The organism is Spirosoma sp. KNUC1025 (assembly GCF_045160025.1).
In the GTDB taxonomy this organism is placed as follows: Bacteria; Bacteroidota; Bacteroidia; order Cytophagales; family Spirosomataceae; genus Spirosoma.
Window position 1 is genome coordinate 3,794,688 of record NZ_CP087139.1, and the last position, 12,354, is coordinate 3,807,041.

At 48.7% G+C, this 12,354-nt stretch carries 9 protein-coding genes; 2 read left to right on the forward strand and 7 right to left on the reverse strand.

All coding sequences use genetic code 11. The features are described 5' to 3' along the window. Nucleotides 1–9: 9 nt before the first annotated feature. The 4 genes from LN737_RS16530 to LN737_RS16545 all read right to left on the reverse strand — a co-directional run bounded on the left by LN737_RS16530 (nt 10) and on the right by LN737_RS16545 (nt 4,814). Nucleotides 10–1,701: a glycosyltransferase family 39 protein gene (locus LN737_RS16530; protein WP_405510895.1), complete on the reverse strand. Its 1,692-nt coding sequence runs from the start codon at nt 1,699–1,701 to the stop codon at nt 10–12. Nucleotides 1,702–1,751: 50 nt separating this feature from the next. Beyond that, on the reverse strand, nt 1,752–2,180 hold the full coding sequence (locus LN737_RS16535) for a hypothetical protein (RefSeq protein ID WP_405510896.1): 429 nt from the start codon (nt 2,178–2,180) through the stop codon (nt 1,752–1,754). Between the two features lie 32 nt (nt 2,181–2,212). Continuing rightward, entirely contained in the window at nt 2,213–3,481 is a 1,269-nt protein-coding gene (locus tag LN737_RS16540; RefSeq protein ID WP_405510897.1) for a hypothetical protein, read from the reverse strand. Between the two features lie 460 nt (nt 3,482–3,941). Then, the gene (locus tag LN737_RS16545; protein WP_405510898.1) at nt 3,942–4,814 is read right to left on the reverse strand and encodes a carbon-nitrogen hydrolase; all 873 of its coding nucleotides are present in this window, start codon (nt 4,812–4,814) and stop codon (nt 3,942–3,944) included. 172 nt (nt 4,815–4,986) lie between these two features. Between LN737_RS16545 and LN737_RS16550 the strand changes: the two genes are divergently transcribed. After that, nucleotides 4,987–6,084, forward strand: coding sequence for a Gfo/Idh/MocA family protein (locus LN737_RS16550; RefSeq protein WP_405510899.1), 1,098 nt, complete (start codon nt 4,987–4,989; stop codon nt 6,082–6,084). A gap of 214 nt (nt 6,085–6,298) precedes the next feature. After that, nucleotides 6,299–6,529, forward strand: a complete 231-nt coding sequence (locus tag LN737_RS16555) for a hypothetical protein (protein WP_405510900.1) — start codon at nt 6,299–6,301, stop codon at nt 6,527–6,529. 489 nt (nt 6,530–7,018) lie between these two features. Here the strand turns inward: LN737_RS16555 and LN737_RS16560 are convergent, their stop codons facing one another. The 3 genes from LN737_RS16560 to LN737_RS16570 all read right to left on the reverse strand — a co-directional run bounded on the left by LN737_RS16560 (nt 7,019) and on the right by LN737_RS16570 (nt 12,304). After that, nucleotides 7,019–8,026, reverse strand: coding sequence for a hypothetical protein (locus LN737_RS16560; protein ID WP_405510902.1), 1,008 nt, complete (start codon nt 8,024–8,026; stop codon nt 7,019–7,021). 55 nt (nt 8,027–8,081) lie between these two features. Further along, the gene (locus LN737_RS16565; RefSeq protein ID WP_405510903.1) at nt 8,082–10,796 is read right to left on the reverse strand and encodes a hypothetical protein; all 2,715 of its coding nucleotides are present in this window, start codon (nt 10,794–10,796) and stop codon (nt 8,082–8,084) included. A gap of 116 nt (nt 10,797–10,912) precedes the next feature. Then, the gene (locus tag LN737_RS16570; protein ID WP_405510904.1) at nt 10,913–12,304 is read right to left on the reverse strand and encodes an NAD(P)/FAD-dependent oxidoreductase; all 1,392 of its coding nucleotides are present in this window, start codon (nt 12,302–12,304) and stop codon (nt 10,913–10,915) included. Nucleotides 12,305–12,354 lie beyond the last annotated feature (50 nt).

Genomic DNA, 12,354 nt, shown 5'->3' on the forward strand with positions numbered 1-12,354 from the left:
ATTAAAAGGTCAGAATAGATAAGTTTGGCAGGAAGACTGCTTAAGATGTACCAATGTTAGTTTCCCCGATGTATGTATATCAGCAATGTCTTTGTCATTTATAATCAAACGCACCAGGCTAAGGTCATCCGACAGAATATAGTTATAACAGAATGGTCGCTGGGCGTTTGGCATGGTTGCGTACTCCCGGAAATAACGGATATAACCCATCTTCACAGGATGGTCGGTTTGCTGATTTAAAGCGCTCCAGAAATGATAAAACCCAGAATCAGAGATCGGCATGTACGCAATATTCTGAACATCAGGACCAACATGGGTGAGCAACGGAGCATAATCGGCGTAATGATACGGGTGATTGGCGAAGTAAGCCTGGGTACGGCTCTCAAAAAGAACACTCTCTTCCTTGTCGTGCCGAAAGTAATCGATTGAATCGAGTTTGTGGAAAATAGCTGCCCGGTCGCTGTAGCCATACGACTGACGTAACGACAGACAGTAAGGAGTAGGGACGTACTCGTAATAATGCCCTACTGCCTGATAAAATTTACGCTGCTCATCGGCTGTTGAAAAGCAAAGATAACGGGGTACATGCGCCAGTGCACGCTGGGCTACGTACCGAATGGGCACGACCATTTTACTCGGATTGCCCAGAACGACCAGCGTTGAGAGCAGGTATAAAGCCAGTGCCAGATAAAAACCGCTCCACTTTAGAATCCCCTGCCACACATAAGCCGTAACGACGCAGCCAATGGCAAAAAATGGCATATGCACCCGCGTATTGAACAACTGAAATTTGAAGATGCTGGCATAGAGAACCAGCCCCGCCAGCCCCAGGGCAAAAAGCAATTTGACCGACGAGTGGCCGCGTCGGGTAAATAGAATGACAACGGCAAAAAGCAGCAAAAAGAAATGAACCGTGTTTGGGGCCATGTCTTCCTGCATGGAAAACCGTACCGAAAACTGGTCCCGGCTGGTAGCGGGGTCAGTCACCGAAACCCCCAACAACCGATGCATGCCCACCACAACCGAATCGGCCTGACGGTTGTAAGGTAAATAAGGGGCGCCAATATGGAGCCCCGCGTTTTTTATCAGCCCTGACAGGGAATAGGCTATCGAGTATTTATCGACCGGCAGTTTTTCCGCACTGAGTCTGGATGTTTCCTTTGGGCTCATAATGGAGCCGAAAACCGCATAATTCCGGGCAAAAAATGGCGAGAATACCAGAGCAAAAAGTAACGTAGCGCCTGCCAGCGTTATCAGGCCAAACTGAAATCCTTTCTGGCGCAGAATCTGAACGGCCAGATAGATAACAAACGGCAGCGAGAAGAAAAGGATCGGATACTTGGTAAAGCTGCCGAACACCAGTGATAAAAGACCCCACACTAGCGTAGTGCGTTCAGAAGTGCTGAGAAACCAGTACCCGAACAACACAAAGCAGATGAAAAAGAAACACGCTACGTAATCGTTCTGAGTCGTTGTGCTTTCAAATAAACCAATGGGCAGACAGGCCATCAGGATACCGGCCAGCAACTGACCGCGGTACGTTAAGCCAAGGCGTTTGGCCAATAAACTAACGCCTGTTACAGCGCCGAGCATAGCCCCAAATTGAATGATGTTGGCCAGTTGATCGGAGCCCGTAAGCAGAAACGTATGCAACACCAGATATTCCGCAAACACATTATGATACAACTGCTGAATATGCATGGTAGGAAAATGATCCAGGTTTTGGTCATTCAGCCAGCACAGGATTCGGGTCAGGTGATACTGGTGCGAATCGTAATTGTTAGGGGAGTATATACGGCCAGAATCAGCAGTGGAATAATGATCAGAACAAGTCCTATGTACAGCAAAAATCGACTTCGCCCATCCAGTGTGCGTACACGTACGAGGCTCCCTAACTGATGCCGCAACTGTTGCCAACTCGACTTAGCCCCCAACGAGCGGCTGAGCCAGCCAATCACGACCAGTGCGACAAAGAACCAGTAAAGGCGGGCAGTAAGCGGTGTAATCAGGTTAAGTGCGGAAAAAATTTCATTGTAAACAAAAATGAATAGTCCATGAAGAATCAGGCTTTGAATAAAGGCCAACCGGATAGCCGTATAGGGACCATTACGCGTTTCGTGCCTCCGAAACAGGCTAAGCGTGGCAGCAATAAAGGATATAAGTAAAAGTGTAAAATACATAGAACGGTGGTTAAGGTGGGAATATCAGGTCATTAGCGAACACGCGCCGGTTTCATGGTAGCCCGGCCCAGGTAAATTTCATCTCCCTTTAGTCGAATGGTCGTGTAGAAACTGTAGCCATTCTGCACGTACCGAAGCATCACCTGATTCGTATCGGTCGGTCGGGCATAGGCTTTTGTGGCGGCTACCAGAATCTGATTGCCACTCACAATGGCGCGTACAAAGGGTAGATCGCGGGTTTTGATCTGGTTGGCGTTGTACTTATACCACGTTTTTCCGCCATCATACGAGCATTCGGTCGATTCGTTCAGGTACGTTTCTTTGCCGTTGAACAGATCACTATGGTGTTTGAACAGTCGCCAGAGACCATGAATATAGTGTTCGTAACAGGCATAGTGCCGGTCGTTGCCAGTACCTTGCTGGTTTGGGTCGGCAGGAGCGGGCTGATCAGGAACCAGCTCGTTGTGGTCGTCCCAGAACAGCACACCGTAAGCGCCTGTAAACCAGTAAAAAATAGCCATGCCTTCGGCTACAGCTGGTGGAGCAGGATGTTCGGCTTTTGCACTTTTGGGGAAATCTGCATTCTGCGTATTGAATAGCCACTGCCAGGCAATCCGTTTCTTGGGCGACAGTTTCATATTAACCTCCTGTTCACCCAGCAGGGCAGCCAACCAGTGTCGGTCACCATCCAGTATGTGCCGCGATGAATAATCCAGTTCAGGATAGAGATAATACGTGCCGGGCATATAGAAATCAGCGTAATCGTCATACGATTTGCCAACAATATCATCGGGCATCCCTCGCTGTCGGCTGGTGGCTGTGTGTTTGGCGGGCATTACACAATTCGCATCAATAGCAGCCGTATAATCCTGAGCTTTGGAATAGCCATAACTGTTATGAGGAGACGGATCTATCGAGCCGATTTCAGTCTGTGGGCTGGCGTTTTCCTTAATGGTTTTCATCATGAACGTATACAGATTTACCTGTTCCTGCTCATGTTTTATCCCATAATTGTTTTCAATATCCAGAATGATCGTGCCGAACGTATTTTTCCACTCGGATGGGCAATCCCCAAATCCGACGCAGTTACCGCGCAATTCAGAAGCAATTTCAAGGTCCTTTCGATCGGGAGCTGTTGACCCCGTTCGGTAGATAGTTTCGGGAGCTTTCCCGTTATCGGCGGCCCAGGCCAGACCAAAACCATCTCTGAAGTAGTTCTGGTAAATAATCAGCGAACGTTGAGGAATGGATAGCTGGCTTTTCCAACCTGCTGGCGGATACGCGCCCCCAAATTTCGACATTGGGGACCATCCGGCTCTTGTCGACGGCCGTAAAGCCCCGCCGAAAAAGTTTCGTCCGGTCTTGTTGAACATGTAGGTTTCGCCCGGCCCCATTGAAAATGATTTTTTTGGTGGCAGGCACCGTAAAATCACCGACCACATCGATGTTGTAATAGCCTTTCCGCGTGTTGGGTGTGAAGCTAGTACGGGGTGTTGGCGATAATGGGGTTTGCTTTGGAAGCGGTCCCTGAAATTCTACAGCGACCGGAGTAGGAGGAATCCGTTGCCAGACCCAGACGCTCGCACCGGCAAAACTGGCTGCAAAAAACAAAGCAAGCAACTTCATAAATAGCTTCAACGGTGGCTTAAGGTGTGTGTGGTGAATGGGTTGAACATGGATTCGTTAGCTTCTGTAGAAGAGTGGCTGGCTCCGCAAGAATGATAGAAGCTAACGAATCCTTAGCGTCGAAATCGACAACGCTTATTCATCGATGTACCGTTTCGTAATTGGCTGATAGGAATCAATACGACGATCCCGAAAATAAGGCCAGGTAGTACGGTATTTTTCTGATAAAGCCAGATCAACGGTCTGTACATGAACCAGTTCCTGATCGTGCGGAGCCAGATAAAGCAACGAACCGAAAGGATTGGCAATGAACGAGCCGCCCCAGAATTGCTGATCAGCTTCGCGCCCAACCCGATTTACAGCCACTACGTGCACACCATTGGCAATGGCATGGCTTCGCTGAATGGTTTGCCAGGCGTTATATTGTTCTTCGTTTTGTTTTGGGTCGGGTTCATTCGTATCCCAGCCAATGGCTGTCGGATAAAAAAGAATTTCGGCACCCATCAGCGACGTAATGCGTGCCGCTTCCGGATACCACTGATCCCAGCAGATAAGTACGCCAATCCGGGCAAACTTCGTATCGAACACTTTGTAGCCGAGGTCACCGGGCGTAAAGTAAAATTTTTCGTAATAGCCCGGATCATCGGGTATATGCATTTTGCGATACTTGCCCAGATACGTACCATCGGCATCCAGAACGGCCGTTGTGTTGTGATAAAGACCCTGCGCCCGCTTCTCAAACAGCGAGGCTATAACAACAACGCCCAGTTCGCCCGCCAGTTGAGCCAGTCGGTCAGTGGTGGGGCCGGGTATCGCTTCCGCTAAACTGAAATTATGATGATCTTCAACATCGCAGAAGTAGAGTGATGTAAATAATTCCTGTAAACAAACAATTTGAGCACCTCGCTGAGCGGCCTCGCGAATGCCATTCGTTGCCTTTTGGATATTAGCCTCGACATCCGCCGAGCAACTCATTTGCACTAAACCGATATTGACGTTTTTAGACATGTGACAAAAATAGGATGTTCCGTAGTTAGAACCCGTAATATCAACAAAAAAGCTTGCCAGAGGGGTTCAGCAGAAGCCGGTTAGGAGTAAGGTTTCAGCGTATGTGTTTGAAGTCTGGCTCCTTCCGCCGAACTTTAAACCTGAAACATGAGCCATTAAACCTGAAACTCTTATGACTTCCCGTAGAACCTTTCTACAAAAAACCGCTCTTTCCGGCGCCGTTGCAACAATTTCACCCGCTACCCTTTGGTCGGCTACTCGTCCGGCCAAAGACAAACTGGGTGTTGCGCTTGTCGGCCTTGGTTATTACAGCACAGATTTGCTGGCTCCGGCCCTTCAGAAAACCAAAAACTGTTACCTGGCCGGTATTGTGACCGGTACGCCCGAAAAGGCCGAAAAGTGGAAGAAGCAGTACAATATACCTGACAAGAATATCTATTCTTATCAGACGTTCGATCAGATTGCCAATAACCCCGACATCGACGTAATCTACGTTGTGCTGCCGCCTTCCATGCACGAAGAATACGTAGTACGGGCGGCCAAGGCGGGTAAACACGTCTGGGTAGAAAAGCCAATGGCCGTTACGGCCAAAGAGTGCCAGAATATGATTGATGCCTGCGCCAAAAATAAAGTTTCGCTTGCTGTGGGGTACCGGCTTCACCACGAGCCCAATACGCAGGAGTATGTTAAGGGATTGCATGATGGAAAAATTGGAAAAATTCAGATGGTAAGCTGTTCCGCGGCCTACTATGATGCCCGCACCAATCACTGGAAACAGAAGAAGGAAATGGGGGGTGGCGTAATGTATGATATGGGCGTATACGTATTGCAAGGCGCGCGGCTGGCAACGGGAGAAGAACCCATTGCCGTTACGGCTCAGCAGTATACGAGCCGCCCTGATGTTTATAAAAACGGTCTGGATGAAACGACTATGGCCCAACTGATTTTTCCGAGTGGAGCACGGGCAGCCGTTCAGACCAGTTATGGCATGAATATGAATTATCTGGACGTAACAGGCTCGAAAGGAACACTGCATATGGAGCCTTATTCGGCTTATAACGGCCAGAAAGGTATCTGGAGCAATGGTGGTAAAATTGAGCACCCATATGAAGTGCCCATGCAGCAGACCATGCAGATGGACGACGATGCCCTGGCTATCATGAATAAAAAGCCGATGATGGCGCCGGGCGAGGAAGGGTTACGTGACATCAAAATTGTTGAAGCCATTTATGCCGCGGCTAAATCGGGTAAAGAAGTAAAAATTAGCTAAAAATTAATCCTTCCTACCTCGGCATTTTAGATGTAAGGTTCAGGTTTTCTAGTTGGTTGATACCCTTACACTTGAAAACCTGAACCTTAAATTTTAATCGATGCACTATTTTAACTATACAACAGACTGTTTGAGTTGTGTTATATAAAGTCGGATGAGGGATTTGGCAGGCCGCTCGCTTTTTGCTTATTTCGCCTGTCAACCCCGTCTGCTTATGCAACCCGCCGATTTTACAAAACTTCCTGCCGAACAGCAGCTCGATACGCTTTATTTCTCGGGTGACATACTCGCCAATCGTTACGAAGGCGAAAATATATTTCTGCTCTACAACCTCCGCGATTTTTACGTCGAGCTTCGTTACGACGCCTACAACAACAAGCTTCACCAGGTTACCGCCTTTAAGGATACGAACATGCTGGAGCCGTATCTGCCGTATCTGGCATGAGTAGGAGGGACCTATCTCTAACGTAACGCCCCTGCCATAATAGGTTGTTTTCTTTATCTCTCAACACGAGGCTGGCTATCGTACGAATAACGTGCTGTATGGTTAATCTCCGCCCCGCAGGGATCAAATGCTTATAGGCTAACGTGACTTCTGTATTATTCTTACTGACTTTCAAGATGTTAGATGCCGAAGGCATGGCATGTTTACAGAAAAACTAGTTGCTCATCCATCAGCATGCCGAAGGTATGCCATCCCAATGAGTTTGGCATACCTTCAATTGAACAGCTTCCGGTAGAGACTTTTTCTATAAACGGGCGAATACTACGTAATTAGCCCAGTCCCAAATTCACAGAAGGCAATTAGTTTGATTGTCAGTATCATGCCGTGGGTATTTTGTAACATGGTAAAGGATATACCCATTAAAGACCTATGTTCTGCACGCTGAGTTCCATCCAGCTCTTATATGCTGCTAAAAGTCGAAATCTCCTCCTATATACGTAGTTTTTGCCGAACCAGGTTAAGCCAGATGGCTCGTCCGTCGCATGTCCAGTGTGTGTCACTTTTCAGGTACATGCCAGTTGGGTGCTGGCTGAATGGCTGATACGTATTGACTGTTGGAATACGTAGTCTGGTGTTATTTTGAATCCGCTCGATCAGGTGGTTGTATACCCCCCGATCAGGCTCCAGAATACTCGCCTTGTTTGGAATCAGGGATAAATAAACCTCGTTAAAGCCGAGTTTCCGATAACGATCCGCATTGGCATTAATGCTATCGACTACCGCATTCACTTCCTGATCTGTTACAAAGGAGAATGATGAATTGAGCGCTTTGGCTTTTGTGGTGTCGGTATCCGAGTGCAGAAATACGTGTTTATGATTGTTCGACAGGCTCACGCTTGTATAGGCTCTGTTGAACCAGTCGAGTGTAAGCTTGGCTTTCAACTCTTTGAACCAGAACGCCCAATCCTGACTGAAGAGGGCGGATTCGAGCCGTTCTTCAACATCTGAACGATGGAAATCGTCATAAATACGTTTGTACAGCGCTGGTTGCTCGTGCGAAAGCCGGGTAGTATCCGATTGAACGACTAACTCTGTCACGGGCTGCCTGAAATGTTCCCGAACATGCCGCTCAACGGATTCAATTAGCAAAACGTTACGTTTGCCAGGGTCAAGTTGTACGGGGAGGGAATATGACCAGGCTACCCGCTGAAAATGACTTACCCTGAAGTCTGATTTGGTAAGTCGCTGAGGTTCGGTAAAGCTATCGCCAATAATGTACAGGTGAGTCGATGACGTATCGCTCGACCGATTGGAGGACGGACAGGTGGGCTGTGAAAGCTTGAACTGAGGCAATGGAGCAATCCGGTATAAATCACCATACCGATAGTCATCAATGATCACACCGATACTGTAAAGCCACCGGGCCACGGTTGTGGATAAGCCTGCTCCCCACAGAATGAGAGCGATTGCCAGAATTGTATAACGTAGTACGCGCATGGGCACGAGTCTCGGGAATGGGGCAGGGGTTTTGGTAGTTGTCCGGCGCCTGCTGCTATCTAAGTCGGATACTAAACAACTGTACAGCTTTGTTTGTACTGCTAAGGATATACACCTCATTGGTACGTTCGTCAAACTGTAATGCTACCGGAAAATCGCCCGGAATGGGTCGGTCGCCAACAATACGTCCGTTCAGATCGTACAGGGTTGTAAACCCACCGGATTTTACGCTAATCAGTTCAACACCGGCACCAAGCCGATGGTACCGCACATTGTTACGTTCGGATTGCAGAGCTCGGACATCAAACTTTCGCTGCCCCTGCTGGTCAAGAATTGTTACCTCCGTATCCGAAGCCCGAAGGAGCAGCCAGTTCGTCTGGTCTTCATCCGGGAAAAGTCGGAACGTACCGCTTCGAACGGGGCGGTATAACTGTGTTCGTTTGGTAATCAGGCCGTTCGTGTTCAGAGAAAGCAATTGTCCCTGGTCGGTGACGGTCTCAATAGTTGTATGACCAGCGGGCTGGAGAGCTGGCCCAACAAACTGAATTTCAGCTTCTTCTTCGCCCGTTCGCACAATACGGACCGGGAAGTGAGGGTACTGTTTTCCGGTTTCGTGCCAGCGATTTAACGTACCATCAGACTGTATTGCCAGAATGTTCATACCCGTTGGAGTAACTATGACTTGAAAGGGTAATTGCAACGGAGCTTTATGAGGAGCGGTCATCAGGCGCACAAATGCACGACGCTGCCGATCCAGCGCATAAATATGCCCATCTGCGTGAGCCGCCAGGGCAACCAGATTTCGCTGCTGACTACCCCGTGGCCTGGCCAGATACGATACGTCAATACCTTTTGGGAGAGGAATGGCCAGCATACTGACCACTTTTTTACGATGAACTGGGTCCGCTACGTAAAGCGTTTGGTCGGTCATGAACAGATATTGCAGACGACCATTGTTCAGGAAATCGACGCCAAGTGCATTGCTGCGGATGGGGCCATCGACTCGACTCTGTGTCAATCTGTCGCCATCGGGCGTAACCAGCACAAATTCACCAGCATTGGTCTGGGCATAAAACGGAATGGTTTTTTCGCTCAGAACACCCGCTGCAATCGGCGCAGAAATCAAAGGAGCGGTAAATACCGTTTTCTTTTGCAGGAATAGTTTGTTGCGGGTGGCCTGACTAGCCCGGCGCGTGGTACGTCCCAGCACCACCGTTGATTGAATATTTTCGTTGCCGTAACTCGCCTGATAAGCCATATTTTCCAGGTTCGCCAGGGCAGTGGTACCCGTTGCCGGATCGATCTGATCGAGCAGATTTTGCCAGGCTAGTGGCCAGTTTGCAGGGACCGTTGTATGGGCACGATTCAGACGAACGAAAGCCGTAAAATTGGCTGGGCGTAAGGTCGTGTTCAGAAGTTCAGCCTGTCGCTGATCGGCTGCCCAAACGGCTCCCCGCTGCACTTGCTGTAAATAATCCTGTAAGGTTTCTTCGCTGTTGGCCACGATCAGCGAAGAGCCATGCTGTGTTATCCAGCTTTGGGCGAAGCCCGAAAATAGGCTGCTAAACAAAGAAGCAGGCAATTCGGGAATATTCAATAGCAGCAGTTTATGGCCCAGAAAGGATTTGGGAGCATACGCTTTCGCGCCAGCCTGATACGCTACCTGCTGATACGCGTCAACGAGTTGTTTGCCATTTAGTGCCGTCAGAATCAATACCTGTCTTGGGGTTCCGGTAGACGATTCAAGGCGGCAAAGCAGCATATCATTGCCTAAGGATCGATACAAAGGTTTGGTAGCGGGTTCGATCTGATCGAATCGGTCGCGCAGAAAATCACTGGAAGCCGAACGTAATAGGTTGCTGAGCGAGCGACCAAATCGCCGGGAATCGCTAACACCGATATGATATAACGTAGCCGTTGTTTGCGGAATAAGCTCGGCGTGGTGGATGCGCCGGGGCGCCTGATGGTCAAACAGGGCCGCTACGTCGCGCCGATCACCGATCTGGTCAACCGCATAGCCGATCAGATGCGAAGCAGAAGCCGATTGCCTGAACTGTAAGTTCAACTCTTCCGGTAGAAAGATCCGTACCAGTGATCCTACATTGCTAAACAAGGATTGGAGTACTTCAGGACGTACCGTGATGGCCGCCAGATGGTCGGAATCTACCTGAAAATCGGGCTCTGGCTGCGTTAGTTTCAGCGACTGGTGCATACGCTTGGCTACGTTCTCCATCAGTATGCCCGAAACGCTGCCAATAATAAACCCATTCGTCAGGATAAATGAGCCAACTGGATCATTCTCCCGCGTGACCAGATCAAGAATTTTTTCGCCGGCAAAGGTATGATTCAACACCCGGTAGTGGCGAGGATCAGGCCGGGTCAGGCGATCTAGAAAAGGTTGGTCACTATCCGAAATCGGAATGTAAAAGATAAAATCAAGGGTTGTTTTTGAAATGGAATGAAGTGAGTAGCGAATGTTCCGTTCGGAAACAAACTTCATAATTGTGGCTGTGTCTGCCGTGGCGTAAAGAAACCGGTCAAGCCGCTGTCGGGCTTCATCAAAAACGGGGATTTGCCTCAGCGACATTTCGGTACGTAACGCCTTGGCCGAAATGGTATCCTGTAGATGATCGCTGGCAATCACCAGCAGTGCCCCTGGCGGCACTAATTCCCCAACTGTACGTTTTGCTGGAAAGAAATGTCGATAGCCTAGCCAGCCACTTACAAGCAGGGCTATAACACCAAGACCAATCCAGTAACTTCGTTTCATTTACACGTAAAAAAAGTTGTAGGGTTATAAAGTTGCTGGTTGTAAAGTTATGTGTCTTAGCGAAGTACACTCTACAGCCTTGTAACTTTACAGCCCTACAACTTTACAACTATTTTTTATTTCCCCCACATCGCGTTGGCGGTTTCGGGGAAAGGCATTGTCACTTCAGGTACGTTAGCAACAACCCGGTTGGCCCATTCAACGCCCTGCATCAACGAGTGATCCTGGTTGCTGACCTCGTATTTCCAGGCGCCAAACCGACCACGCGAATAAATGCCAAAGGGCTCAAGCTTCGGCAAAACAGCCTTCAATATGCCATCCCGTTCAACTGAGGGTGTCGGGTATCCGTAATCAAAGGCCATATGGAACGTGGAGATGACGTCGTCAGCTGATTCGATCAACTGGTCTTCGATCAACGCCCGAATGGTATCGTCAATAAGTGTTTCGCGATTAACAGGTTTGGCAATCGACTCACTTGTTTCGGTCATCAGCGACCAATGCTGGTTAATGTCTGGTACGTTGTTAGGACTATAATTTGAGAATACCGTTACGCGGTAGTAAGGGCTGTTGTACTCCGGAAAATACATCCAGCACATCGTCTTCAGGCTCTCTTTTGGCTGTCCTTTCAGCCCTATTCCTACTACGTTGGTTGAGGAATGTTTAAGGCCCTGTGCCATCTGAACGGTTTCCGAGTCCAACCCGTCTACCCGCTGCGTAAACAGATCGAGCGGCATGGTATTCAGCAGGTTCTCATAGCGAATTTCTTCGCCGTCAGCCAGAATAATTTTTTTCTCATTGCCAATGACTCTATCGACCGTTGCGTTCAGCTTGACGTATTCACGACCAATCAGATCGCCAACGGATTCCCAGATACCACCCGTGCCACCCTGTTTCGGAAACTGGAACATACTGTTTGGCCCCCACGAGAAGTCATCCTGATCAAAGATGATATTTTTGGTTACCCGCTGAAGGTCAGTAACGGCAACGCGTTCGCCAACCCATACGGCGTTCATGTCTTCAGGTGGGTAAGCCCACACTTTGAAGTTGTAAGGGAACATAAACGTTTCGGCCAGCCCCGACCCAAACGTAGCCAGAATCCATTCCCGAAAATTTGCGGGCTTCTGATTCGTCGGAAATTTATAGTTGTGAATAATGCCTTCGAGGCATTTCCACATGGTCTCCGGCGTCAGGTACTTGATATTGTTTTGAAACGGATACGGCACAAACCGGTTCTCGATCCAGACCCACGATTCGCGTTGGTGACTGAGCCAGCCATCGGCGCCCAATGCTTTCAGCATCAGATCGTCGAAATATTTATAGTGCGAAAACTGCACATGACCACCTACATCCCAGGTAAATCCTTTCTCATCGATAAAACTCTTGGACAGCCCGCCGATGCGATTTTCTTTTTCCAGAACGATAAAATCCGTAACACCCAGTTCTTTCAAGCGATACGCTGCACCAAGACCGGTCGGGCCCGAACCGATAATTACATATTTATAATTCATAGTTGAGTTGAAAACTAATGAATGGACGTATGAAATAAAATAACGAATAG

Excerpts from the sequence above, each read along its gene's own strand:
- LN737_RS16530 (WP_405510895.1), bottom strand. The coding sequence starts at position 1,701 with ATGCATATTCAGCAGTTGTATCATAATGTGTTTGCGGAATATCTGGTG.
- LN737_RS16535 (WP_405510896.1), bottom strand. The coding sequence starts at position 2,180 with ATGTATTTTACACTTTTACTTATATCCTTTATTGCTGCCACGCTTAGC.
- LN737_RS16540 (WP_405510897.1), bottom strand. The coding sequence starts at position 3,481 with ATGTCGAAATTTGGGGGCGCGTATCCGCCAGCAGGTTGGAAAAGCCAG.
- LN737_RS16545 (WP_405510898.1), bottom strand. The coding sequence starts at position 4,814 with ATGTCTAAAAACGTCAATATCGGTTTAGTGCAAATGAGTTGCTCGGCG.
- LN737_RS16550 (WP_405510899.1), top strand. The coding sequence starts at position 4,987 with ATGACTTCCCGTAGAACCTTTCTACAAAAAACCGCTCTTTCCGGCGCC.
- LN737_RS16555 (WP_405510900.1), top strand. The coding sequence starts at position 6,299 with ATGCAACCCGCCGATTTTACAAAACTTCCTGCCGAACAGCAGCTCGAT.
- LN737_RS16560 (WP_405510902.1), bottom strand. The coding sequence starts at position 8,026 with ATGCGCGTACTACGTTATACAATTCTGGCAATCGCTCTCATTCTGTGG.
- LN737_RS16565 (WP_405510903.1), bottom strand. The coding sequence starts at position 10,796 with ATGAAACGAAGTTACTGGATTGGTCTTGGTGTTATAGCCCTGCTTGTA.
- LN737_RS16570 (WP_405510904.1), bottom strand. The coding sequence starts at position 12,304 with ATGAATTATAAATATGTAATTATCGGTTCGGGCCCGACCGGTCTTGGT.